We start from the raw sequence: 24,441 nt of genomic DNA, 5'->3' as shown, positions 1-24,441 counted from the left end.
AAGCACCTTGCGCGCTCGCGTCACCTCGGATCCCCTTAGCACCGAAATACTAAGCATGCTGAATTTCGCGCTGAGCTAAGTCGGCCGTATTCCGTGGACGGCCAGCGCTGGGGTGGCTAGGTTGGAGGAAGTGGCGTGCCGATACGCGGCGCACCGAGTAAGGAGGTTTTTGATGGCTGCAAAGGACCGATCGAAGGCAGGCTTTACCGTACCGGGACTCTCGCTCGAGGATGGCTACAAGGTGGGCGAAACGCTGCAGATGCGGCTGCACGCCCTGAACGACCTGCAGCTGACCCTCAAGCACGCACACTGGAATGTGGTGGGCCGCGATTTTATCGGCGTCCACGAAATGCTCGACCCGCAGATCGAACAGGTCCGCGCCATGATCGACGCGGTCGCCGAACGGATGGCAACCCTGGGCGTTTCGCCCAACGGCCTGCCCGGCGCCCTGGTCAAGGCCCGCAGCTGGGACGACTACTCCATCAACCGTGCCGGAACCACCGAGCATCTGGCCGCGCTGAACGTCGTCTACAACGGCGTGGTGGAGGATCACCGCAAGGCCATTGAAACGGTAGGCGAGCTCGATCCCATCACGGAGGACATGCTGATCGGCCAGACGGCGGAGCTTGAACTCTTCCAGTGGTTCATGCGCGCGCATCTTGAGAACGCGGGCGGCGAACTCTCCACCGAAGGCACCAAGACGGAGAAGGACGCGGCCAGCAAGGCGAAGTCCAAGAAGTAACGCAGAGTATTCAAACTGATAACCGCATGCATACAGTAGCTGCGCAGAAGATCAGTTTTGGGGCCCGGCCGGCCAACCAGCTCGACTGGGACGCCGCCGGGCCCTTGCTCGCGCAGGCCGGGACCTGCAAAGGGGACCCCCGCCCAATCCTGACGGAGCTCAGGGCAGCGCAGGATCCGGTCCCGCAGCCGGGAACGGGTGCAACGCGTGCCCTCTGGGAGTTCCTTGCCGGGTTGGCAGCTGCGGATCTGGCAGCGGCACGGACGGTGGAACCGCATCTGGACGCCGCCGCGATTCTGGCGCAGGCCGGGATGGACATGCCGGCCGGGTCCGCCTGGGGAGTGTTTGCCGCGGAGTCGGCGGGCAGTCTGCTTGAGGCAAGCAAGAACGACGACGGAGCCTGGCAGCTTGCCGGAACCAAGCCCTGGTGCTCCTTGGCGGCAGAACTGGACGCCGCCGTCGTTACCGCCCATGTTCCCGGCGGCAGACGCGCTTTCGCCGTGGGGTTGCGCCGCGATGAAGTGCAGCCTGATATGGGCGAATGGCCCAGTCTGGGGTTGAGTGCGCTCCCCAGCATGCCGGTATATTTCCGCGCTTCGCCGGCAGTTCCGGTTGGCGGGACCGACTGGTATCTGTCGCGGCCCGGTTTCGCGTGGGGAGGGATCGGGGTGGCAGCATGTTGGTTCGGCGGTGCCGTCGGCCTGTTCCGGACCATGCTGGTAGCGGCGCACCGCCGGGAACCAGACCAGCTGGCCTTCGCATGGCTGGGTGAAGCGGACCGTTTGCTTGCGGCCGGAGCCACGGTGCTGAGCGCTGCCGCAGAGCAGGTGGACGCCGGCCAGGCAGGTGCGGCCGAGGCACTGCGGGTACGCGGCCACATTGCCGCGCTCTGTACTCGGATGCTGGAGATCTGCGGGCAGGCTTTGGGGCCAGGCCCGCTGGCCTTCGACGCGGACCATGCCCGCAGGGCAGCGGACCTCACGCTCTACATCCGCCAGCATCACGCCGCCCGGGACGATGCTGCGCTGGGTCGCCTGCTGCTCGAGCCGGCTTCGCCATCAGAGTCGGGACCGGCATAATGAGCTTTTCCCATACGGATACCGGCACCCCAGAGCAGCGCTGGCAGGAGGCGGGAGTCGCCAAGCTGCCTGCGCTGGAGCCGGCGGCCATTCCCGGCCGCGGCGGAAGGTTGGTGCTCGTGGCAGCACATCCGGATGACGAATCGCTCGGAGCTGCAGGGCTCATCCAGGCAACACTGGCCGCCGGCGCGGACGTCGTCGTGCTCCTGTGCACCGCGGGGGAGGCGTCCCACCCGCAATCCCCAACACACACGCCGCAGGACCTGGCCCGGATCCGGCTGCAGGAGTTCGACGCCGTGATGAGCGGCTTGGCGGCAGACGCTGCCTTCGCCGCAGACACCGCGGATGCCGCCGCCACCGCGGAGGCCGGGGATCCTGCCGGAAGCGGCAACCTGAGCTGGACGTTCCTTGACCTGCCGGACGGCAAGATCAGTGCGCATACCGCGGAGCTGGATGCAGGTCTTGCCGCCGCCCTCGCCGGCGCCGAAAACGCCGTCATCGCTGCGACGTACCGGGAAGACGGACACACGGACCACGAGGAGGTTGGTCTCGCGGCGCAACGGGCGGCACATGCCCATGGCGCCGGGCTGCTCGAGTTCCCCATCTGGTACTGGTTGTGGGCTGCGCCGGAGCAATCAGAGTCCTGGCGCAACTGGCGGTCGCTCGCCCTTCCGGCCCCGGCGGCGGACGCCAAGGCAAGGGCGCTGGCCGCCCATGTTTCACAGACTGCACCGCTGTCGGACGCGCCGGGAGACGAAGCGCTCCTCAGCCCGAGCTTCCTGCAGTACTTCGGGCGGCCGGCAGAGATCTTCCGCTGGACGCCCGCCCGCAACGCTGCAAGGCCCAACGGCGCCGGGACGGCAGCCAAAGTCTTCGACTCGCTCTACCGCAGACAGGCAGACCCATGGGCCTACCTCTCCAGTTGGTACGAGCAACGTAAGCGCGCCGTGACGGTGGCGTCCCTGCCGCGCGAGCACTACGACCGGGCGCTGGAAGCCGGCTGCTCGATCGGTGTCCTGACCGCCGAGGTGGCCGGCAAATGCGGCCAGCTGACCGCGGTGGATGCCAGCAGCGTGGCGCTCGAACGGGCGAAGACCAGATTGGCGAACAGCAACAACGTGGAGTTGGTCCGGGCGGAACTTCCGGACGGATGGCCCGCCGACAGCCAGCAGGGGCTGGACCTGGTCATTGTCTCCGAGATCGGCTACTTCCTGCGCTCCGGCGAGCTCCGCGAACTGCTGCGTCGGACACGGGAAGCGCTGAATCCGGGCGGACACTTGCTGCTCTGCCACTGGCTGCATCCCATTGAAGGGTGGGAGCTGGACGGGGAAACGGTGCATGCCATCGCCCGCGAGGTTACCGGTTGGGAGGCCGTTGTGGTCCACCGGGAACGTGATTTCCTGTTGGAGATCCTGGAGCGCCCCGAAGGAACGCGTGATTGAGCTGACCGGGATCCAAAGCACGACGGCGCAAGCCGGCTCGGGCGCGATCCGGCACGTCGTCGTCGTTGTTCCGGTGCGTAACGAAGAGGAGCTTTTGGCTGGCTGCATTCGCTGTATCCGGCACGCGATGGACCGGCTCGAAGCCGCGCGGCCGGGCCTTACCGCCGCATTGACCGTGGTGCTGGACGGGTGCACAGATGGATGGGCAGCTATCGCGCGGGCAGCCGCAGCGCAAGATGGCAGGATCGAGATTCTGGCGGCCGACTACGGGTCAGTCGGCGCTGCCCGAGCGGCCGGAACGGCAGCCGCACTGGAGCGTGTTCGGGATTCAACCGGCGCGATGGAGACCGTGTGGATTGCCTGCACGGATGCGGACACCTTGGTTCCCGGTAATTGGCTGACCGCGTTCGTTGGCCTGGCTAATGCCGGTGCAGACGCGGTGACCGGAACCGTGGAACCGGATCCGGCCCAGTTGGATGCAGAGCGCCTCGCCGCCTGGCACCAGCGCCACGGCCGCAGTGCGGAAGCTGCCTCTGTCCACGGCGCCAACCTCGGCATGCGTGCCTCCGCCTACCTGGCTGCCGGCGGTTTCCGGGACATGGCCGAGCACGAGGACGTCCGGCTGGTCGAAGACCTGCGCAGTTCCGGCGCCACCGTCCGCGCCTCCCGGGCCCTGCATGCCGTCACGTCGGGGCGGCTGGAGGGACGGACACCGGGAGGGTTCGCCGGTTATCTCGCCGCGCTCTAGTGCCTACCCTTCGGCGTTAATGAAGCCGACGATGATTGCCGTCCACCAGGCTGTCTGCGAGATCAGTGCGCAGGAGACCATGTGGAACCGCTGCCCCAGCGGCAGTTTGGCGAAGGTGGTGCTCGGCGGCATCCTGACCAGCCGCTTCATCAGCGGAATCAGCATGATCCCGTTCAGCGTCGCGATCAGCACCGCGGCAAGTTTCACCTGCGTCAACGGTTCGGTCAGCACCGGATTCAGAAAAACCCCGGTGGCGAGCAAACCCGCGAGGCCGCCCCAGATCAGTGTGCCGGCGGCCCCGTCCAACCGGATGGTTTCGCTCAGTTCCCGGCGGCCCAGCAGCCAGAGGAAACCGTGCCAATCCACCAGGATGATGGCGCCGAAAGCCATTACCAGGGACAGAATATGCAGGACCAGGGCGATGGTGAAGACGGCGCCGTCGGTCCGCACGATGGATGAAAGGTAGACCGACAATGCCCACGCGACAACGCCGGCGAGAACGAGCGCAGCCACTACCTTCCTAATGTCGCTCTCCGTCGCCGGCCTGCCCTGCCGGCGATTTGCGGCTGCAAAAGTGCTCATAGCGATCCTCCAGGGTGACGCATCCAAGCCCCCAGAGACTGGACCACACCTCCAAATTGGGAGACGCACCAGACCCGGCAACGGTTCAATACATCGAGCGATGTACTATGGCGTTATGGAAACCATCGTTCATTCTTCGGTGTTGTCCCGGTTCGGCTATGCACTGTCGGACCCGACGCGTGCAAGGATACTGCTGGCCCTGCACGATGCTCCGACCTATCCGAGCGATCTGGCGGAACTGATCGGGGTCAGCCGACAGAGCCTGTCGAACCACTTGGCGTGCCTGCGCGGCTGCGGACTGGTGGTTTCCGTTCCGGAAGGCCGCCGTGCACGGTACGAGCTGGCGGATCCGAAGCTGGGCCATGCACTGACGGACCTGCTCGACGTTGTGCTGGCTGTCGATCCGGCCTGCTGCAGCGAAAGCGTTGAGAAAGGCTGCTGCTGAATGGCTGCTCCCGCAAGCAACACCACTGCTGCTCCTTCGCCAATCCGCCGCGCCGTCCTTTCGCGCCGGGTCAGGTTCTTCGTTGCAGCGACGATTACTTACAACGTCATCGAAGCGGCAGTCGCGCTGACTGCCGGTTCGCTGGCCTCGTCCAGCGCGCTCATCGGCTTCGGCCTGGACTCGCTCATCGAAGTCTCTTCCGCCGCAGCGGTCGCCTGGCAGTTCGCCGGCCGCGACCCGGAAGCGCGGGAGAAAAAAGCACTGCGATTCATTGCGTTCTCGTTCTTCGCCCTGGCCGCCTTCGTGACTGTCGATGCGCTCCGTTCCCTCCTCGGCGGACGCGAAGCCGACCACTCGACCGCGGGCATCGTGCTGGCGGCCGTCAGCCTGGCCATCATGCCCCTGTTGTCCTGGGCCCAGCGCCGGGCCGGACGGGAACTGGGCTCGCGCTCGGCAGTCGCGGACTCCAAGCAAACCCTGCTCTGCACCTACCTCTCGGGCGTGCTGCTCGTCGGCCTGGTGCTGAACAGCACGCTTGGCTGGTCCTGGGCCGATCCGGTGGCAGCTTTGGTTATTGCAGCGGTCGCCCTCAAAGAAGGCCGGGAAGCGTGGAAAGGCGATGCCTGCTGTAGCCACGGCTAGAATCAACCCGAGAAGCTCGCGCAACTTAAAGGAACAACCCTCGTGACAGCCAAGTCCTCCATCAGCCTGCCCAACAAGATCGCCATCGGTATCATCATCGCCACCGTGGTGGTGGTTATCGGCATCGTGGCCCTCATCAACACGAAGGACACGGCTACTCAGGCAGCCCCGACGGAGGCCGCAGAGGTGGTGCGGGCCGACAGCCACCGGTTATCCGCCGCCGAGGACGAAAAAGCGGTCCTGGTCGAGTTCCTGGACTTCGAATGCGAATCCTGCCTCGCGGCCTACCCGTTCATCGAAGATCTGAGTAACAAATATGAGGGTGAGCTGACCATCGTCAGCCGTTATTTCCCCTTGGCCGGCCATCCGAACTCCATGAACGCGGCCCTTGCCGTTGAAGCAGCCGCCCAGCAGGGCAAATTCGAGGACATGTACCACCGGATGTTCGAAACCCAGAAAGAGTGGTCGCACTCCGCGGAGTCCCGTGCAGCCACGTTCCGCGGTTACGCCGAGGACCTCGGTCTCGATCTGGCAGCTTACGACGACGCCGTCGCGGATCCGGCTACAGCCGCCCGCATCGAGCAGGACAAGCAGGACGGCACCACCCTCGGCGTTTCCGGCACCCCGACCTTCTTCCTCGACGGCAAGCTCATCGAGCCATCCAGCCTTGAAGAATTCGAACAACTCGTGAAAGACGCCATCGCGAAGTAATTGCACCGGTTGGACACCGGCTGGACCGGTGCCCGGCTGTCGTTGGGGGATACGGCCGGGCACCGGAGCTTGATCGTTGGCCAAGGGTCATCATCCCTGCGACCAAGACAGACAAAGTCTTACCGGCCCAGCTTGTAAAAACCCGAACACGCGCTGCTGCAGGTCCGCCCCGGCCGGGACACGGCTTTCGAAGCTGCCTTCCGCGGATCCGCCGAGTACCAGCAGTGGAAGAAACTGCTGCACCACTTCTACGAGCCGTTCCCCACCGTGGAGCACTACTCCCAGATCGTTACGGCTACTTAGCTTCGATCTCCACGAAGACGAATTCGCCCGGCCCCGGGTTGACCACGTTGTGCTCGCTGCCCGCGGCCCTTGTGTAGGACTGCCCTGCGGTCAGCTGGTTCACGGATTCGCCGTCGTTAGTTTGCAGCTGCAGCTCTCCGGTAGTCATGGGTACGACGACGTAGTCCAGCTCGTGCCGGTGCCAGCCCGTCTCGGTGCCGGGCGGGAACCTCCACTCGGTGACCCGGAACTGCTCGTTGTCGATCTGGACCGTGGCGGTGGCCTTGTTGTGCAATCTGTCCTCCAAACCGTCGGCGCAACTTCAAACATACTCGTAGCCAGCACCCGGCGTTGTTCATCCGGCTGGCTTATTCCAGTCCGGCTCTTGTCGCATCGTCCAAGGTGATGTCCCAAATGTGCGGGTGTGCCACGGTGAACCGCCGGCCGGTAACTTCGGTGGGAGTGATGCGGACGAAGTGGTCTTTCGCCCCCGCTTCCCATGGCAACAGATGCTGGGCGGCCTCGGTACTCAGTGCCTGGGCCTGTTCCAGCTCAGCGGCCTGTCCTTTTACCACCACGCTCCAAGCGACATTGGTGCTCGAATCCACGCTGTCTACCTCAAACGCCACCGGTGCACCCTGTAGTACTGCGGACAGCTTTGTCCCGGGGCCGGTTCGGAAGATGATGGTTTCCTGGTCGATCCGGAAGTTGATGGGAAACAACTCCGGGTGGTCGTCGACCCATGCGGCGAGTCGACCGAGCGACACTCCGTGCAGCATTTTCCAGCATTGGTGGGTTTCCAGAACCTCGGTCGTGGGTCTTGAGGATTTGTTCTGCATGGCGGCGAGCCTACCCTCAATGCTGATAGGGAACCAGTGCCGGCGGCGACGATCAGGCGTAGCCTGACAGGACCAATCCATCCCTGACGTGTCCTGCGCCGCAAGCATCGGAGCCAGCATGCAACTGCAATACGTGGTGTGGTTCGAGGAGACCTCGCTGGAAGACATTCCACGCGTAGGCGGCAAGAACGCCTCGCTGGGCGAGATGCTGCAGGCACTCGCTTCCGGCGGGGTCCGCGTGCCCGGCGGCTTTGCCGTGACGGCGCAGGCGTACCGGGATTTCGTCCGGGCCAACACGCTGGAACCTGCCATCCGGGAGCAGCTGGGTCGCTACCGCGCCGGCGACCTGCCGTTGTACGAAGCGGGTCAAGCCGTGCGGGAACTGTTCCTGTCCGGGACGTTTCCCGCCGACATCGCCGCGGCGGTGCTGGAGTACTACCACGCCCTGGCCGACAGGGAGGGGACAGCCAACGTGCCGGTGGCTGTCCGCAGCAGCGCGACGGCGGAAGACTTGCCCGATGCGAGCTTCGCGGGGCAGCAGGAGACGTTTCTGAACGTCGCAGGCGACCAGTCGCTGCTGGAGGCCTGCCGGAGCTGCTTCGCGTCGCTGTTCACGGACCGGGCCATTGCCTACCGGGCGGTGAAGGGCTTCGATGATCTCGAAGTGGCCCTGTCCATCGGTATCCAGCGCATGGTGCGCTCCGACATCGGCGCCTCCGGCGTCATGTTCTCGCTGGACACGGAAACCGGATTCCCCGATGCCGCGGTCATCAGCGCGGTCTGGGGACTGGGCGAAACCGCGGTGCAGGGGACGGTGAACCCGGATAAGTACCAGGTGTTCAAACCGTTCCTTTCGACGTCGGGCCTCGTCCCGATCATCGAAAGGACATTGGGCGCGAAAGAACGCAAGATGGTCTACCGTCGCGGCGGCAGCGTGGGCACCCGGATGGTGGATACCACCGAGCGTGAGCGCCGGTCATTGGTCCTGCAGGACAACGAGGTCCTCCAGTTAGCACGCTGGGCGGTCCTGATAGAGAACCATTACGGCTGCCCGATGGACATGGAGTGGGCCAAGGATGGTCAGACCGGTGAACTGTTCATTGTCCAGGCCCGGCCGGAGACAGTCCATGCCGGTCGAAGCGAGACCCGGTTCTCCGTGCACCGCCTCATCGGACACGGGGAGCCCCTGTTGACGGGGGCAGCCATCGGCGATTCGATTGCCGTCGGGCAGGCATGCGTGATCCGCAGTGTCGCCGACATTGACCGGTTCGTGGACGGCTCCATCCTGGTCACGGAGATGACGGACCCGGACTGGGTCCCGGTGATGCAGCGGGCCGCCGGCATCATCACCGAACATGGCGGCTCCACCAGCCACGCGGCGATCATCAGTCGGGAACTGGGCGTACCCGCCGTCGTCGGCACGGGAAATGCGACCGACGTGCTCAAGGACGGCGCCACCATCACGCTTTCCTGCGCTGAGGGGGACGAGGGGCATGTCTATGCGGGAAGGCTGGAGTACGAGACCGAGGAGATCGACCTGGCGGAACTGCCGGAAACGCGGACGGACATTATGGTCAACGTCGCCAGCCCGGCGGCGGCGTTCAAATGGTGGCGGCTGCCCACGGCCGGGGTGGGACTCGCCCGGATGGAATTCATCATCAACGACGTGATCAGGATCCACCCCATGGCCCTGGTGCATCCGGAACGGATCGCGAACAAGGACGAGGCCCGGCAGATCCGCGAGCTGACCCGGGGCTTCGAGGACCCGGCGGAATATTTCGTGGAATCCCTCGCCATCGGTCTGGCCAAGCTCAGCACACCGTACTATCCGCGGCCGGTGATTGTCCGGCTCAGCGACTTCAAGACCAACGAGTACGCACACCTGCTGGGCGGTGGCGCGTTCGAGCAGCCGGAAGAGAACCCGATGCTCGGTTTCCGCGGTGCCTCCCGGTACTACGACGAGCGCTACCGTGAGGGCTTCGCGCTGGAGTGCCGCGCGTTGAAGCGCGTGCGGGAGGAGATCGGGTTTTCCAACATCATCATCATGATCCCGTTCTGCCGCACCGTCTCCGAGGCCGACCGGGTCCTGGACGCGATGGCCGCCAACGGCCTGGTCCGCGGCGAGAACTCCCTGCAGGTGTACATGATGTGCGAGATCCCCTCCAACGTGGTGTTGGCAGAACAGTTTGCCACCCGCTTTGACGGGTTTTCGATCGGCTCGAACGACCTCACGCAGTTGGTCCTCGGCGTCGACCGCGATTCCGAACTGCTGGCTCCACTGTTCGATGAACGGGAGGAAGCCGTGACGCGAATGATCAGCCAGGTTATCGCCAAGGCGCATGATGCCGGGATCAAGATCGGCATCTGCGGACAAGGGCCCAGCAACCACGCCGACTTCGCGGCCTTCCTGGTCGGCGAGGGCATCGACTCCATTTCGCTGAACCCGGACACAGTGCTTCAGACCATTCCGCGCATTGCCGAAACCGAACGTAGCCGAAACTAGTCAGGGCACGAAACACATGCCTGCTCTCGCCGAAATGCAGTCCGCGTAGCTAGGCTGTGGTTGATGGATACCAATGAGATTCTGCTGCAGCGTGCCGGACGCCTCGGGCACATCATCCTGAACCGGCCCAAGGCCATCAACGCGCTCAATGACACCATGATCACCGCGATCACGGCCGCGTTGCAGGAGTGGGCAACGGACGACGGCGTCGAAACCGTCCTGCTCTCGGGCGCGGGTGAGCGCGGGCTCTGCGCCGGCGGGGACATTGTCGCGATCTACCGCCACATCCAGGCCGGCGCGGACAAGGAAGTGTTCTGGGAAGACGAGTACCGGATGAACTCGATGATCTCGCGCTACCCGAAGCCGATCGTCGCGCTCATGGACGGCGTGGTGCTCGGCGGCGGCATCGGCCTCTCCGCCCACGCCTCGCACCGCGTGGTGACCGAGCGGACCACGGTCGGCATGCCGGAAACGCGCATCGGTTTCATTCCCGACGTCGGGGGCTGCTTCCTGTACTCGAGGGCGCCGGGGGAGCTGGGCACCCACCTGGGTCTCACCGCCGGAACCGGAACCGGGGCGGACGCCATGCTGCTGGGTCTGGCCGACTACTACGTGGACAGCGCAGACCTGCCGGAGCTGGCTGCGGCGCTCGCGGAAACTCCGGCGGAAGAAGCCATCGCGAGGTTCGCGCACAAGGAGGTGCCGCCGTCGGGCCTTGAAAAGGAACGGCTCTGGATCGACGCCTGCTATGCGTACGACGACGCGGAGGAGATCCTCGCCGCGCTGGAGGAATCCGGCGAACCCAACGCCCGGACGGCAGCCGCGGAGCTCGCCGCCAAATCGCCGACCTCGGTGAAGCTCACGCTCGAAGCCCTGCGCCGGGCCCGCGGGATGGACACACTCGAGGAGGTGCTGGACCAGGACTACCGCCTGGGCATCCGCCTGCTCGCAGCGCCGGACTTTGCCGAAGGAGTCCGCGCGCAGGTCATCGACAAGGACCGCAATCCCAAGTGGAAGCCCGCCACCCTGGCCGACGTGGACCGCGAGACGGTGGAGTCGTACTTTGCTGACCTCGGCGAGGACGAACTCGGGCTCAGTTCCGCGCAGATGCCAGCCGGCCAAACAAAGGCGTGATCAGCGGGCGGCGGTAGCAAGGCATTCGTCGGCGTTATCAAAACGTGATCTAGTATGGGTGGTGGCCGGGACTCAGCCCGCTGCCGAAGAGGAACGGAGTACCTTTGTCCACTCGTACCGTACTGACACGTGCCATCGCCGCCACCACCCTGGCCACCGGCATCGCCGCCCTGGGTGTTACTGCGGCCAACGCGGCCGGCATGAACTATGTGTATTGGGAGCCGTCCTACGTCCACTGCAAATGGAAGCAATGGACCGTGCTCAACGAAGAAGGCACCACGCTTACGCGGGACTGCACTGAGTCGAACGGCCAGTGGTACTTCACGACGCTGGAGTAAGCGGGTCGCGAGTGGGCGGAAGTTAGCGCCCCTTGTCTTCAAGTACTTGAAGTTCCTATCGTTGATGGAGTGAGCGCACCAAGCATCAGGCACACCTATTCGATCAAGGAGGCAGCGGCGCTGACCGGGCTGCCGGCCAGTACGCTGCGCTACTACGAATCCATCGGTGTCATCACCCCGATCCGTCGCGGGGCGAGCAGCAAGCACCGCGTCTACACGGACGAAGACCTGGACCTTTTGACCTGGGTATCGTGCCTCAGCGCGACGGGTATGTCGGTCGCCGACATGCGCCGCTACCTCGCGAACGGAGCCCTCGGGCCGGCCGCTGCCCCGGAGCAGATCGCGTTGTTGAAAGCGCAGCAGGAGCAGCTGGAGGACGAAGCGAGGTCCATCGCCCTGCGCAAGCGGTACGTTGCGCTGAAAATCGACTACTGGCAGGCTGTCCACGTCGGTGACGGCGCCAAGGCCGAAAGGCTCTCGGACGAGGCACGCATGCTGGCCGAAGACCTCAAGAAAACCAGGAAACAGTAAACAACACGCCCATCAATTCACGGACCCAATGGTCCGCCGGTCCGGCGTGCCCAAAGACAGGCAGGAGCACGACCGGCCGACCACAACAACCAACTGACCAGCCCCCTAGAAGGAGAAAACACATGACCACCATTGCCCACGCCTACGCATCCCCCTCACCCGACGGGGACCTTGTCCCCACGACCATCAAACGCCGCGACGTCGGACCGCACGACGTCCTGATTGAGATCAAGTACTCCGGCATCTGCCACTCCGATATCCACACTGTGCGCGGCGAGTGGGGGCCACAGGCCTATCCGCTGGTTCCGGGCCACGAGATCGCCGGCATCGTCACCGAGGTCGGAACCGAGGTGACAAAGCACGCCGTCGGCGACCGGGTCGGCGTCGGCTGCATGGTCAACTCCTGCGGCGAGTGCAAGAACTGCAAGGCCGGCGATGAGCAGTACTGCCTCAACGGCACGGTGGGAACCTACGGCGTGACCGACCGCGACGGGACCATCACGCAGGGCGGATACTCCACCCATATAGTCGTTACCGAGGACTTTGTGCTCCGCATTCCGGACGGCATTGACCTCGACGTCGTCGCCCCGCTGCTCTGCGCGGGCATCACGACCTACTCGCCGCTGAACCGCTGGGGCGCCGGCCCGGGGAAGAAGGTCGCCGTCGTCGGCCTCGGCGGACTCGGCCACATGGCCGTCCAACTCGCCCACGCCATGGGCGCCGAAGTCACAGTCCTCTCGCAGTCCCTCAAGAAGCAGGAAGACGGACTCCGCCTCGGCGCGGACCGCTACTACGCGACGAGCGACGAGGCCACCTTCACCGAACTGGCAGGCTACTTCGACCTGATCATCAACACCGTCAGTGCGTCGATCGACATCAGCGCTTTCCTGGGGCTGCTCACCGTGGACGGTGCCATGGTCAACGTCGGCGCGCCGGCGGAGCCGCTGCCGGTCAACGCCATGGCGCTCATCGGTGGTCGCAGGTCGTTCGCAGGCTCCATGATCGGCGGCATCCCCGAAACGCAGGAAATGCTCGACTTCTGCGCCGAACACGGCATCGGGGCCGAGATCGAACTCATTTCCGCCGACAAGATCAACGACGCCTACGAGCGCGTCCTCTCCTCGGACGTGCGCTACCGCTTCGTCATCGACACCGCCACCCTCGTATAACGCAGCGGCCTAACCAGGAGCGTGGCGTCCAATCTGGTTCGCCACGCTCCTGAGGATTCCGTTTACCGGCCTTGCTGCAACTCCAGGTATGCCGCCAGGTTCGCGAGCGACGAGGCCATGCCTGCCGCATGGTCTGCGGCGGAAATGCCGGCAGGGACATTATCGGCGCGGATATCCACCTGCGTCCCGGCGGCCACCGGCGTGACTTCCCAGGTCATCGTCATCGTGCCGGAATAGGCGGGATCGTCCGAGACGAAGTCGATTGCCTGCACCACCCGGACGCCTGGAACAATCTCGACAAAGCGTGCCTCGACGACGTCCGTGTCACTCGTGGCCTTGCCAGCTGCCATCGATTTGTCCGTATAGGTGAGGACCAAGCGGTAGGAGCCGCCCGGCCTGGCGTCGAAGTGCTCAAAGCTGCCGCTCATGCCTTCCGGCGGTAGCCAGGCCGCGAGCGAATCCGGATCGACGAGAGCGGAGAACACTCGTTCAGGCGGCGCCGCAACTACCCGGGAGGCCTTGTCAGTTCGTGACATTGTTCCATCGTAAAGCCCCGCTGGCCTGCTGGGACCGGGGCGGGTCGTCCCGGTTTGAGGCCGGGCCGCGGGTCTGGATCGACGCCGGGCCGGGGCCGACGCGTTCGCTGGCGCTAGGGGTGCTTGCGCTTCCAGACGGCGTGGCCCCAGCAGGCGGCCGCCACCAGGACGATACTGACGATCAAACCGAGGCTGAAGATCGTGCCGTAGCGCCTCTCGTCCGCCAGGCGGGCGGTGAGAAAGGTGCCTACCGAGCTGCCGAGGAACAGCGAGAAGGCAAACAGGGACACGCTCGTGGCACGGGCCTGCGGGGCGACGTCGGTGGCCCAGCCTTGCATGGAGGAGTGCAGTATGGCGTTGGAAGCGCCAACCAGCAGCGCGGTCGCGGTCAGCGCCGCGGGCAGCTGCGACACGGAAGAGGTCAGGTAGGCGACGACGAGGACCAGCCCGCCGAGGGCCATGAGCCGAGTGCGGGTGAAGTGACGGACCAGGCGCCGCATCAGGCGGGCACCGAGGATGACGCCGATACCGTAGCCGGCCGCGAGGATGCCCGCCAAGGTGACCCCGATGCCGGCGTTCTGCAGCGCCGGGACGAAGTAGGTCAGGATGCCCATCAGCACCGCGCCCTCCAGGGCAGCCAGGCCATAAACCCCGAGGGCAGAGCCGGAAAACGCCAGTCGGAAGTTGGCACCGCCGCGGTGGGCCGACCCATCGCCCGCCACCCCGCGAAGCCAGATCAGCAGGACCAGACAGCCAAGGGCCGGCAGCGCGAAGACCAGCCGCCAATCGAGCACCGCGGCCAACGTCCCCGCCGCGAGGGTGGCGATGGTCGTTCCCAGCGACGAGTAGATCTGCAGGTCGGATAGGCCGCGGGCCCGCTCAATCCCGGTCCGGGTATCGCCCAGGATCGTCAACAGCGTGGGGTACAGCGCCCCGGCCATCAGCCCGGTGAACGCCCTAGCCAGGAGGAGCGGAAGGTAGGCGCTGAACAGTGTGCTGGCCAACGCCCCGACCAAGACACCCACCAGCGCCGTGCGCAGTATGGCCATGCGGCCGAATCTGTCGCTGAAGAAACCCCACACCGGCTGCCCGACGGCATAAAGCAAGGCGTAGGCTGCCACCAGTTGGACGGCCTGGCCGAGGGACATCTCTGTCCGCTCGGCAAGCACAACCAGCATGGGCGGAGTGGCGAAGCGGTCGAAGAATGAAAGGAAGCCAATGGAGCGCAGGACCGAGTCGGGCACGCGTGCCCGCGGCTTGCCGGACGCTCCAACGGAACCGGACGCGTGCGCCATCATCTGTTCAGTATTTCCTTGTCTTCGGGCCTGCTCCGGTAGCTGAGACTAACAGGACTAGTCCTCCACAGGTGAGTCGGACGGAATGACGATGGTGGACAGCGCCCGCCGTTTCCGCCCTTTGCCCGGAGTGTTCGCCGAATACTTCTGCACTACGTCCCGCATCTCCCCGGCGAACTCCTCGAACTCGGCGTCGGTCAGCCACAGGGCGGTCTGCCGGTAACCTACGCCGTCGCGGACCAGATCCACCTTGCCTCGGTCCAGCGCGCCGTCGATGTAACGGTCGAAGAGTGCCAGCAGTCCGGCCGCGAATCCCATGAAGGCCTTGCGGTGGTCCTCGGGCGACATCGACGCCAGGGCATCTGCGGAGAGTTCGGTGGCTGCGAGATCCAGGGCATAAGTCCGCTCCGTAGTGCCTCTGACCTGGCGTTCCTCAACTACTGCCAGGACGCCGGCCTCGGCGAGCGTGCGGATGTGGCGGTAGAGCGTCGCGGGCGGCACATCGGGCAGCTGCGCAGCCATCCCGGCGGTGGTCAGCGAGCGGCCGCCCAGCAGTGTCTGGCAGATCCGCAACCGCACCGGATGAAGGACAAGGTCTGCGCTGGATCGGTTGGCCATGGAGCTATGTTCTCACTATTGACAATGTTATCGCAATTGATAATGATGGTCCTGTACACACCGATTACGAGAGTTGGGGAGAGGTAAATGGCACGGTTGGTCGTCAGCAACGGAGCTGTCCGCGTGGAGCTGAGCAGAGGGGAGAAGATCGCCGGTCTGCTGCCGAATCTGGACATACCTGCCACCGCGGTGGAGGACGTGCAGGTCCTGAAGGACGGCTTCACCGGGGTCACGGGTATGCGTGCGCCAGGCCTGGCACTTCCCGGCCGCGTGCGCATCGGAACCTGGCGCGGGTCCCGAGGGAACACCTTCGCCGTCGTCAATCAGGGAAAGCCGGCCGTGCAGCTGACGCTGAAGGACCAGAAGTACCGCCGCGTCGTCGTCGACGTCGCGAATGTCGAAGACGCAGCCCGGCAGGTGCGGGAAGCCGCCGGCCTGGATGAGAGCGCGGCGCCGGTTCTGGAAGACGCCAGCTTCCAATCGGACGGCCTGACCCTTGCCGGAACCTGGACCTTGCCCGCATCCGAACCGGTGAAGGGCCTCGCCCTGCTGCTGCCCGGATCCGGCGAGGTGGACCGCAACTCGGACCACCGCCGGATGCCGCTGGGCGTCACCCGCGATCTGGCCGAGGCGCTGGCGCTGGAGGGCATCGCTTCTTTCGGCTACGACAAGCGGGGCGTCGGCGCGTCCGAGGGATCATTCCTCGCCGCGGGCTTCCAACATAATTACGACGACGCCGCGGCGGCCCTCGAGATGGTCGCCCGGCGCTCGCCGAAATTGCCGGTCTTCGTGGTCGGTCACAGCGAAGGTGCCTTCCATGCCACAGCCCTGGCCGCGCACGAGCGGGAGCGGGTTGCCGGCGTCGTTCTGCTGTCCGCATCGGCCCACAGCGGCCAGGAAACTTCGCAGTGGCAGGTCGGGCAGATCGCCGGCGCGCTGCCTGCCTTCCCGCGGGTGGTGCTGAAGCTGCTGCGCACGGATCTGGCCAAGCAGCAGCGGAAGTCCATGGAGAAACTCCACGCCTCGGACCAAGACGTGCTGCGGATGCAGGGACGGCGGATGAACGCCCGCTGGATGCGCGAATTCCTTCAGTTCGATCCGCTGCCTTTCCTCAAGCAACTGGACATGCCGGTGCTGGCCATCAGCGGCGGAAAGGATCTGCAGGTCAACCCCGCCGACCTGGAGATCATCGCCCGAACGGTTCCAGGGCCGGTGGGGACCAAGCGCATTCCGGATCTGACACACCTGCTCCGCCGGGATCCGCGGACGCCGATGCTGACCGACTACAAGCGGCAGATCCGTGAGCGCACGGACACCGAAGTGCTGGAAACGGTGGCCGGCTGGGTGCGGTGCCAGGTGCTGGCCGCCCGTCCGCCCGTGGCCTGAGTCAGACTGCGCCCGATTGGATCGAACCTCGGCCAGCCGGATCGCTCATGACCGGACTCGGTTCCCTGCGAGCGTCGCACGCGTCCAGCCGCCGGATACCTGTAAGAACATGCTGAAGCTTCTTACATTTAATTCCCTAAATGTAAGTACTGAAGACCATTTCTTAGCTTAGTCATTCGCTGCTCGTGCAAGTTACTAGAACCTCCGACTTTTCAACAGGGAAACAACTTGGTTGACGCGGTTTACCAGGCGGCCTAGGCTGGAAATACCAAACTGAGGCAGGAGGACGGTGTGGACCTAAAGCACCGCAAGATGGCTTTGATCAAGAGGGCCCGTGGCGCCGCCTCGTCCGCTTCCGATCAGATGGTCGCTGTTCTTATTCGCAAACTGCGTGATTCAGTCGCGGCGAACGGCAGGACCCTGGAGGGTGTCGATCTGGACAGGGTGGTTGCCAGCATTACGCGTACCCTGCCCGACAAGGACAATCGGAACCACATGGTGGACCGGGTGGGCCCGTTTTATGACACCGCCGGACTGGAGCGTTGGCTGGGCATCTCTCGGCAGGCGCTGCGCAAACGCGTTCAGTCCCACAAGCTCCTCGCCTGCAAGACAGAAGACAACGTTCTCTTGTATCCGGTCTGGCAGTTCCGCGACGACGGGACCCTGATCCCGGGACTCCATGAAGTCCTCGAAATCTTAGCTGACGGCATGGAGGCACCCTGGAGTTGGGGCCTATGGCTTACCGCAAGGGTCGATGACGAACTTGGTGGCATGTCCGCAGCAGATTGGCTGGCGTCAGGTCGGGACCCGGAACGCGTCAAAGACCTTGCCCGAGAAGATGCCGCCGGCTGGGCGGCATGAGTGATGACCGCGGCCTGGGCAATCCGCCCGCAGAGCTGACGGATTTTCCAGCCGAGCAGATCTCGGCGGACCGAGATCTGTACCGGTGCGTGTCTAAACCCCGCAAGCCCTGGTGGTTCGGATCGGATGGCTCCCAGCGATTCGATTTGAAGGAACCGCGCGGAACGACCTATGTGGCGCTGGACATCGAGTCCGCCATCCGCGAAAAACTGCGCCGGAGGTTGCTGGAGGGCGGCATCCTGGACGAGGTGATGGTTGATGCCATCGAACTCCATACCCTCAGACTTCCCCGCGACGGTCGTTACGCCAACACCGGTTCCGGCCGCGCCCAGGATTTCGGAGCCAATCGAGAATTGTCCACCATCATGGATAAGGAGCTTACATGCCGATGGGCCGAGGCCTTCGCCGACGCAGGATTCGACGGCATCTTCTACGCCTCAAGGTTTACTTCGCCAATGGAGTGCAATTCCCTCGCCGTCTTCGGTGACGCGGGAGAGAGGACCTGGCCCTCCGAACCGATGGCCGGAAGGCAGGCCATCCGGCGCTCCGGATTGGTCCGCATGGTCGCGCGGTCGCCGTTTGCTAGGGGAGCCGACATCAAAGAACCGCCGCTCCCGGGAAAACCATAGCCCGACGCGCTTCAGCGTCTGCCGGTTGATGTCCAGCCTTGCTCATGCAGGCGTTCGAACCCGTCCAGCAGCAGATCCAGCGCAAACTCGAACTCGAACTGGTCGTCGCAACCCTGGCCGACGACTGAGTCGTCGTCGTGGTCCGCCCTCATCGCGATCTCCATGACATGCGGATACTTCTCGGCCATCGCGTGGAGCATGGTTGGCGAGATTTCCGCCGTGGCATTCGCGGAGTCGTCGAACACTTCCTGCGTGAATCCCCACATCCGGCTGCCCATGGCATGCATGACGTGATGGGTAAGATCCACCGAGAAGCCGCCAGCCTGGAACATCCCGATCATCGAGTCCATATACTCCAGCACCACGGGCGACTTGTTGGTCCGCGACTCGATCACCCGGCGTGCCCACGGATGCCGTAGCAGGATCTGCCGTGCGGCGAGGACCCGTTGCCTGACCGCGCTCTTCCAGCCCTCGCCACTGGCCCCGGTGTCGATCTCGCCAACGATGACGTCGACCATGCCGTCCAGCAGCTCTTCCTTGTTCGCGACGTGCTTGTACAGCGCCATCGGCACCACGCCCAGCTCCTGCGCAAGCTTCCGCATGCTCAGCGACTCGACTCCTGACTCATCCGCAAGAACGACGGCGGCACTCAGTACACGTTTCCGGCTCAGGGGAGTGCGACGCACCGTTTCCCTCTGCTGGGCCATCTGGTGCCCCCTTCTTTAGGCAGCCAATTTCTATTGACAAGTGTACGCCGTACACCTACCTTTAGTTGCATCAGGTGTACGCCGTACACCCTCGGCAAAATCGGACCGCTTCTCCCGGCCCCTCCAGCGAAGGATTCGAAATGAACGCCAGCAGAAAGACCGCAGCCGTGGCGATCGGGTCGGAAACCGGCGAAAGCTCCCGCCGCCGAAGCCCCCGGGTCCGGTGGCTCGTGCCCGCCGCATTGATCTTCGTCAGCCTCATCCCGGTGTTCTTCGGGACGGCCCGCCTCGCAGAACTGACGGGCGGTGCCGAGGTGACGCCGGCCAACCACAGGTTCTTCGACTCACCCATCCCCGTGCTGGTCCACATTCCCGCCGCCATCGTGTACTCCCTGGTCGGGGCGTTCCAGTTCGTCCCATCGCTCCGTCGCGGCAAGCGCGGCAAGCGCAGTTGGCACCGCTTGGCCGGGAAGGTCTTGATCCCCGCCGGCCTGCTCGTAGCCCTGTCCGGCCTGTGGATGGCTGTTTTCTATGACCTTCCGGCCAGTGACGGACCACTTCTGCTCGTCTTTCGGCTGGTCTTCGGCTCGGCCATGGTGGCGAGCATCGCCATGGGGATTCTCGCGATCCGGCGCCGGGACTTCGCCGCCCACGGCGCGTGGATGGCCCGCGGCTACGCCATTGGCATCGCCGCGGGAACCCAGGCACTCGTCAGCATCCCCTGGCTTCTCCTCGTCGGCCCGGCCGACGTACTGACCCGCGCGCTGCTGCTGGGGTCGGCATGGGTGATCAACCTTGCGGTCGCCGAATACTTCATCCATCGCCGCGCCCGTCGGTCTGCGCGAAAGAACCATGGCTCCAGCTCCCTTGCCGCGCCTGCAGCCATAACGTCCCTCTGATCGCTTGCTTCGATCAGCGCTATCCAACTACATGGCGATACCGGTGATCTTGCTGAAATCAGCCTCGGTATTCCCGGGGCAACAGATGGCAACTGCTTTGTACCGTATCCAGACTCCCCAAGACTAGGGTGATGCCCGGGACACGCCCGGGTATCGACGACTGCGATCGGGTCGTCGGTAGATCGTGGGGAGCGCGCCGCAGTGGACGCCTCTCCCAGTCTGTTCAAAGGAGAACTTCGTTGATCACAGCCAATTCGAGCGTGAGACGACGGCGAGGCATGGTGGGCCTCGCCGTTGCGCTGCCGCTGACCTTCATCCTGGGCGCCGGCGCCGTAGCCGCTGCGCCCCAGTCGACGAATGAGGGCAATCACGGAAAGCCCGCTGCGCTGGAGACGCGTGCCAAGAAGATCATCACGGTCAAGGGGCGCCAGTTCAAGGACCTGAATGGCAACGGCAAGCTTGACGTCTACGAGGACTGGCGAAAGCCGGTCGATGCTCGAGTCGCCGATCTCGTCGGGCAGATGACCCTTGAGGAGAAGGCGGGCCTCATGCTCATCGATACGGTGAACGCCTCGTGCGACCCGGCGACGGGCAAGTTCGGCACCGTACCCGACACGGCCGTCGACTACATCGACACCCAGAAGATGCACCGGTTCATCTTCCGCAACGTCGTCGACAGCGGCGAGCGCGGTGCCTGCCAGCCCAGCGGCGGCGGCTTCGGGACCAACGTGCGAGTCACCCCGGGCGAGGCGGCGACGTTCATGAACGACATCCAGGAGCTGAGCGAGGCCACCCGCCTCGGCATCCCAGTGCTGTACAAGTCGAACGCCCGCAACCACATCGACCCCCAGGCCAGGGCCGGCATTAACGAGGCATCCGGTGCATTCTCCGCGTTCCCCAAGGAAGCCGGCATCGCCGCGGCCGCCCTCGGCGAGCAGGCGAAGGCCACCGGCGAGGCGACCGATGGCGACATGTCCGTCGTCGAGGAGTTCGCCGGCGTCATGGGCGACGAATGGTCCTCCATCGGCCTGCGTGGCATGTACGGCTACATGGCCGACCTGTCGACCGAGCCGCGCTGGTACCGCACGCACGAGACGTTCACCGAGGACGCCGACCTGGGCGCGAACATCATGGGTGAGCTCGTGGAGTCGCTCCAGGGTGAGGTCGGCAAGGACGGCAACTCCCTGAGCGCAGAGACCGACGTCGCTCTCACGATGAAGCACTTCCCGGGCGGCGGCCCGCAGGAGCTCGGCCTGGACCCGCACTACGCCTTCGGCAAGGCGCAGGTCTACCCCGGGGATGCCTTCGGCTACCACCTCAAGCCCTTCGAGGCCGCCATCGAGGCCGGAGTCTCGTCGATCATGCCGTACTACGGCGTGCCGGTCGACGTCACGTACGAGGGCGTGGACTACGACGAGGTCGGCATGGCCTTCTCCGACCAGATCGTCAACGGCCTGCTGCGCGACCAGATGGGCTTCGACGGCTATGTCAACTCCGATACCGGCATCATCAACGACCGTGCGTGGGGCCTCGAGGACGCTACCGTTCCTGAGCGCGTCGCCGCGGCCATCAACGGCGGCACGGACACCCTCTCCGGGTTCAACGAGGTGCAGACGATCACCGACCTCGTCAAGACCGGCCTTGTGACCGAAGACCGCGTGGACCTCGCCGCGGAGCGACTTCTCGCCCCGATGTTCGAGATGGGCCTGTTCGAGGACCCGTACGTCGACCCGTCGGTCGCCGACTCGACCGTCGGCAGCGACGAGAACCGTGAGGTCGCTCTCGATCTGCAGCGCAAGTCCACCGTGCTCCTGCAGAACCAGGAGATCGACGGCGACTCCGTGCTCCCGCTCGACGGCGGCGAGACCGTGTACGTCCTCGGCAACGTCGACGCCGAGGAAGTTGCGGCCTCCGGCTATGACGTCATCGACGGCAACGACCCGGCCGAGCAGCGCACTGCTGCGGACGCCGACGTCGCGCTCATCTCGATGACCGCACGGAACGTCAACACCGGCAGCTACGTCAGCAACGACCCCGCCACGGGCCTCAACCCCGAGCACACCAATCCGAGCGCCATCGAGGGCCTCGACGGGCAGAGCCCGTACGGCGCAGCAGACGCATGCGTGGTCAACGGCGGTGGCGCGTGCACCGATGACGGGCTGCGCTTCGGCGGCTCCTTCCCGTGGGAGTCGAGCACACTCGACTTCACCGGGATGAAGGACGCCGAGTCGTGGGAGGTCACCCCGTCGCTCGACGCGGTGCAGCAGGTGATGACCGAGGTCGGCGCCGAGAACACTGTCCTCGACATCTACTTCCGCCAGCCGTTCGTGCTCGATGAGGCCAGCGGCCTGCGCGACGCCGGTGCGATCCTCGCCAACTTCGGCAACTCCACCGCGGCGCTCATGGACGTCGTCTCGGGCGAGTTCAACCCGCAGGGCCGCATGCCCTTCGCGCTGGCCGGAACCCGTGAGGCGATCCTCCAGCAGAACAGCGACACCCCGGGCTATGACGAGACCGACGACGGGGCGCTCTTCCCCTACGGTTTCGGCCTCAGCTACAAGGAGTAACGCTTTCTCCTTCCACTGAAGCGGCGGGTCACCAGAACGGTGGCCCGCCGCTTCGTCGTGCGACTCACGCGCTGCCGGAGGCCGGATGGTTTACACGTTGGCTGCCCGTAGATTATTCCGCAACGAGTGCCGTTGACCGACGGCAGGTGCAGCCACAAAGTTCTGCAGCGAAGTCGCACCACCGCGGGACCACGGGTAGAAATGATCGCCGTGCTCGGCAAGGACGCGAACAACGACGGCGGAACCCGGCTTCCAGCTCGCAAAGCCCACCGGCGCGGGCCATGCCATCGCGGCGCTGCTGCCGGGTGAACCGGCGCACCGGATCTAGGCGATGAGCGCCACCGCCATGACCATCGGCAGCGAGACTACCGAGGCGATGGAGGTGACCATCGTCAGCGTCTTGAACGTTCCTTGAGTGGACAGTCCGAGAAGCGACTTGAACATCCAGAAGAAGTTGCTGTTGACCTGAAGAGCGAACATCGCGCCCGAGGCAATGGCGAGGCCGATGACGATCGGCGGGACGCTGATCGACCCGAGTACAGGGCCGATGATCCCGGCGGCCGCGATGGCAGCCACTGACACGGACCCGATTGCTAAGTGCAGCACTGCGGCGATGACCCAGGCGAGCAAGATGCTGAGGATGACCGGCGCCGCGGCGTCGGCCGTGAAGAGGTCGGCCAGGATCGTGTCGAGCCCGGTCTCCCCGATGACGGCGCCCAGCGACCCGCCGATGCCGGTGATGAGCAGGATCTCACCGGTGGTGTGGAATCCTTCGCTCATTGCGGTTTCTGTGCCCTTCGAGCCCAGAGTGCGCCTGCAAAGCACGTAGGCACCGAGCAGGCCGACGAAGAGCGCGAAGTTGGCGTCGCCGAGGAAAGCGATGAAGTCGTTGGAGAACCCGAACAGTTGCGCGAAGGCGCCAAAGGCGATCATCACCAGCGGCACGAGAATGGGTAGCAAGCAGACGAACAGCGGGGGAGTTTTGGCGTCCTTCTCGACCAGTTCGGTGGTCTCCAGTTCGACCATCGCCTCATCGACTTCTTCGTCCTTGTCCGCCTTCCAGTAGCGCCCGCGCAGGAGCCATTGGAAGATCAAGGTCGTCACGATCGCGGTCAACGGTCCGAGCACGAGGCCGTAGACCAGCCAGAGACCCAATGGAATGTCCATCAGGCCCGCGATGGAGACTGCGGCCAGTCCCGGGATCACGAAAACGTAGCCGGCGAAGATCCCGGTCCCGAGTGCACCGGCCATGTGCGGCAAACCGGTCCGGCCGATAAGGGGCCCGCTCGAGCGCGCCACCGGAGAGGCCAGCACAACCTGTACGTCCACGTAAATCGAGGGGAAGATGGTCGACATCGCCGCCGTCAACGCGTACGGGAGCCGGCGTGCACCGACACCGTTGACGAGCATCGTCACCATCTTGCCGAAGGCACCGATCGCATGGAGCATCGCCCCGATGAGCACCCCGAAACCGATAAGCAGGCCGACCTCGCCCATGATTTCGCCGAAACCGGTGGCGATCGCCACGATTGTCCCCGTAAAACCGACGCCGGTGGCGAGGCCGAGGTAGAGCGAGCCGATGATCAGCGAGATCACCGGGTCCACCTTGACCTTGATGATGAGCAGGATGATGACGATGATGGCTATCGCGGTGTGAAGGGCGATCATGGCCTGCTCCTGCCGTTACGCGGAATGGCGGGGTCTACCCGGCACCGTCGCCATGTAGGCCCCACACTCTGGCCCTCAGTTCATACGC

General features: G+C 64.9%; 25 protein-coding genes. 17 read left to right on the top strand and 8 right to left on the bottom strand.

The annotated features are described in order from the left end of the window. Nucleotides 1-172 precede the first annotated feature (172 nt). From HGO92_RS03020 to HGO92_RS03005, 4 genes are read left to right on the top strand one after another with little or no spacing between them, the layout of a single operon-like run. Entirely contained in the window at nucleotides 173-742 is a 570-nt protein-coding gene (locus tag HGO92_RS03020) for a Dps family protein (RefSeq protein ID WP_169991690.1), read from the top strand. A gap of 26 nt (nucleotides 743-768) precedes the next feature. Further along, complete coding sequence (locus tag HGO92_RS03015) at nucleotides 769-1,821, top strand: acyl-CoA dehydrogenase family protein (RefSeq protein ID WP_169991688.1); 1,053 nt, start codon at nucleotides 769-771, stop codon at nucleotides 1,819-1,821. After that, nucleotides 1,821-3,263, top strand: a complete 1,443-nt coding sequence (locus HGO92_RS03010; RefSeq protein ID WP_205834100.1) for a PIG-L family deacetylase — start codon at nucleotides 1,821-1,823, stop codon at nucleotides 3,261-3,263. The genes HGO92_RS03015 and HGO92_RS03010 overlap by 1 nt, the downstream gene beginning before the upstream one ends. Continuing rightward, a complete protein-coding gene (locus tag HGO92_RS03005) occupies nucleotides 3,256-4,011 on the top strand; it encodes a glycosyltransferase family 2 protein (protein ID WP_346768827.1) in 756 nt (251 codons plus the stop codon). Before HGO92_RS03010 ends, HGO92_RS03005 begins: the two co-directional genes overlap by 8 nt. A 3-nt stretch (nucleotides 4,012-4,014) precedes the next feature. On the opposite strand, the gene HGO92_RS03000 is transcribed toward HGO92_RS03005, so the two are convergent. Next, nucleotides 4,015-4,524 carry a hypothetical protein gene (locus HGO92_RS03000; RefSeq protein ID WP_346768826.1) on the bottom strand — a complete coding sequence of 170 codons (510 nt, stop codon included), beginning with the start codon at nucleotides 4,522-4,524 and terminating at the stop codon, nucleotides 4,015-4,017. A gap of 184 nt (nucleotides 4,525-4,708) precedes the next feature. Here HGO92_RS03000 and HGO92_RS02995 point away from each other — a divergent pair, with 184 nt between their 5' ends. Genes HGO92_RS02995 through HGO92_RS02985 form a run of 3 tightly spaced genes read left to right on the top strand, consistent with a single transcriptional unit; the run spans nucleotide 4,709 to nucleotide 6,391 of the window. Continuing rightward, on the top strand, nucleotides 4,709-5,038 hold the full coding sequence (locus HGO92_RS02995) for an ArsR/SmtB family transcription factor (RefSeq protein ID WP_169991684.1): 330 nt from the start codon (nucleotides 4,709-4,711) through the stop codon (nucleotides 5,036-5,038). Then, nucleotides 5,039-5,680: a cation efflux transmembrane domain-containing protein gene (locus tag HGO92_RS02990; RefSeq protein WP_169991682.1), complete on the top strand. Its 642-nt coding sequence runs from the start codon at nucleotides 5,039-5,041 to the stop codon at nucleotides 5,678-5,680. A 42-nt stretch (nucleotides 5,681-5,722) separates the two neighbouring features. Next, on the top strand, nucleotides 5,723-6,391 hold the full coding sequence (locus HGO92_RS02985; protein WP_346768825.1) for a DsbA family protein: 669 nt from the start codon (nucleotides 5,723-5,725) through the stop codon (nucleotides 6,389-6,391). A 295-nt stretch (nucleotides 6,392-6,686) separates the two neighbouring features. On the opposite strand, the gene HGO92_RS02980 is transcribed toward HGO92_RS02985, so the two are convergent. Both HGO92_RS02980 and HGO92_RS02975 read right to left on the bottom strand, forming a co-directional pair. Beyond that, nucleotides 6,687-6,968 carry a cupin domain-containing protein gene (locus HGO92_RS02980; protein ID WP_169991681.1) on the bottom strand — a complete coding sequence of 94 codons (282 nt, stop codon included), beginning with the start codon at nucleotides 6,966-6,968 and terminating at the stop codon, nucleotides 6,687-6,689. A gap of 73 nt (nucleotides 6,969-7,041) precedes the next feature. Further along, nucleotides 7,042-7,512, bottom strand: coding sequence for a pyridoxamine 5'-phosphate oxidase family protein (locus HGO92_RS02975; RefSeq protein ID WP_169991679.1), 471 nt, complete (start codon nucleotides 7,510-7,512; stop codon nucleotides 7,042-7,044). A gap of 118 nt (nucleotides 7,513-7,630) precedes the next feature. Here HGO92_RS02975 and ppsA point away from each other — a divergent pair, with 118 nt between their 5' ends. From ppsA to HGO92_RS02950, 5 genes are all read left to right on the top strand, one after another. Beyond that, complete coding sequence (ppsA, locus tag HGO92_RS02970; RefSeq protein WP_169991678.1) at nucleotides 7,631-10,015, top strand: phosphoenolpyruvate synthase; 2,385 nt, start codon at nucleotides 7,631-7,633, stop codon at nucleotides 10,013-10,015. A gap of 63 nt (nucleotides 10,016-10,078) precedes the next feature. Further along, nucleotides 10,079-11,149 (top strand): enoyl-CoA hydratase/isomerase family protein, encoded by a 1,071-nt coding sequence (locus tag HGO92_RS02965; RefSeq protein WP_169991676.1) that lies wholly within the window; start codon nucleotides 10,079-10,081, stop codon nucleotides 11,147-11,149. 104 nt (nucleotides 11,150-11,253) lie between these two features. Next, entirely contained in the window at nucleotides 11,254-11,487 is a 234-nt protein-coding gene (locus HGO92_RS02960) for a hypothetical protein (protein ID WP_169991675.1), read from the top strand. A 69-nt stretch (nucleotides 11,488-11,556) separates the two neighbouring features. Then, the gene (locus HGO92_RS02955) at nucleotides 11,557-12,018 is read left to right on the top strand and encodes a MerR family transcriptional regulator (protein ID WP_169991673.1); all 462 of its coding nucleotides are present in this window, start codon (nucleotides 11,557-11,559) and stop codon (nucleotides 12,016-12,018) included. Between the two features lie 122 nt (nucleotides 12,019-12,140). Further along, nucleotides 12,141-13,187 carry an NAD(P)-dependent alcohol dehydrogenase gene (locus HGO92_RS02950; RefSeq protein WP_169991672.1) on the top strand — a complete coding sequence of 349 codons (1,047 nt, stop codon included), beginning with the start codon at nucleotides 12,141-12,143 and terminating at the stop codon, nucleotides 13,185-13,187. A 62-nt stretch (nucleotides 13,188-13,249) separates the two neighbouring features. Here HGO92_RS02950 and HGO92_RS02945 read toward each other — a convergent pair whose 3' ends face one another. From HGO92_RS02945 to HGO92_RS02935, 3 genes are all read right to left on the bottom strand, one after another. Further along, nucleotides 13,250-13,723, bottom strand: coding sequence for an SRPBCC family protein (locus tag HGO92_RS02945; RefSeq protein WP_169991670.1), 474 nt, complete (start codon nucleotides 13,721-13,723; stop codon nucleotides 13,250-13,252). A gap of 113 nt (nucleotides 13,724-13,836) precedes the next feature. Then, complete coding sequence (locus tag HGO92_RS02940) at nucleotides 13,837-15,021, bottom strand: MFS transporter (RefSeq protein WP_240974342.1); 1,185 nt, start codon at nucleotides 15,019-15,021, stop codon at nucleotides 13,837-13,839. Between the two features lie 54 nt (nucleotides 15,022-15,075). Beyond that, entirely contained in the window at nucleotides 15,076-15,636 is a 561-nt protein-coding gene (locus tag HGO92_RS02935; RefSeq protein WP_169991668.1) for a helix-turn-helix domain-containing protein, read from the bottom strand. Between the two features lie 87 nt (nucleotides 15,637-15,723). Between HGO92_RS02935 and HGO92_RS02930 the strand changes: the two genes are divergently transcribed. The 3 genes from HGO92_RS02930 (at nucleotide 15,724) to HGO92_RS02920 (ending at nucleotide 18,512) form a co-directional block, all read left to right on the top strand. Next, on the top strand, nucleotides 15,724-17,022 hold the full coding sequence (locus HGO92_RS02930; RefSeq protein ID WP_205834099.1) for an alpha/beta hydrolase: 1,299 nt from the start codon (nucleotides 15,724-15,726) through the stop codon (nucleotides 17,020-17,022). Nucleotides 17,023-17,313: 291 nt separating this feature from the next. Beyond that, nucleotides 17,314-17,883: a hypothetical protein gene (locus HGO92_RS02925; protein WP_169991667.1), complete on the top strand. Its 570-nt coding sequence runs from the start codon at nucleotides 17,314-17,316 to the stop codon at nucleotides 17,881-17,883. Next, the gene (locus HGO92_RS02920) at nucleotides 17,880-18,512 is read left to right on the top strand and encodes an RES family NAD+ phosphorylase (RefSeq protein WP_169991665.1); all 633 of its coding nucleotides are present in this window, start codon (nucleotides 17,880-17,882) and stop codon (nucleotides 18,510-18,512) included. Before HGO92_RS02925 ends, HGO92_RS02920 begins: the two co-directional genes overlap by 4 nt. 11 nt (nucleotides 18,513-18,523) lie before the next feature. On the opposite strand, the gene HGO92_RS02915 is transcribed toward HGO92_RS02920, so the two are convergent. Next, nucleotides 18,524-19,219: a TetR/AcrR family transcriptional regulator gene (locus tag HGO92_RS02915; RefSeq protein ID WP_169991664.1), complete on the bottom strand. Its 696-nt coding sequence runs from the start codon at nucleotides 19,217-19,219 to the stop codon at nucleotides 18,524-18,526. 140 nt (nucleotides 19,220-19,359) lie between these two features. Here HGO92_RS02915 and HGO92_RS02910 point away from each other — a divergent pair, with 140 nt between their 5' ends. After that, entirely contained in the window at nucleotides 19,360-20,118 is a 759-nt protein-coding gene (locus HGO92_RS02910; RefSeq protein ID WP_169991662.1) for a DUF2306 domain-containing protein, read from the top strand. 260 nt (nucleotides 20,119-20,378) lie between these two features. After that, entirely contained in the window at nucleotides 20,379-22,685 is a 2,307-nt protein-coding gene (locus tag HGO92_RS02905) for a glycoside hydrolase family 3 protein (protein ID WP_346768824.1), read from the top strand. 324 nt (nucleotides 22,686-23,009) lie between these two features. Here HGO92_RS02905 and HGO92_RS02900 read toward each other — a convergent pair whose 3' ends face one another. Beyond that, entirely contained in the window at nucleotides 23,010-24,353 is a 1,344-nt protein-coding gene (locus HGO92_RS02900; protein ID WP_169991660.1) for a GntP family permease, read from the bottom strand. Between the last annotated feature and the right edge of the window lie 88 nt (nucleotides 24,354-24,441).

This window comes from Crystallibacter degradans (assembly GCF_012952295.1).
Classification (GTDB): Bacteria; Actinomycetota; Actinomycetes; order Actinomycetales; family Micrococcaceae; genus Crystallibacter; species Crystallibacter degradans.
The sequence above is the reverse complement of the archived record's forward strand: the minus strand, read 5'-3'. Positions and strand labels throughout refer to the sequence as shown.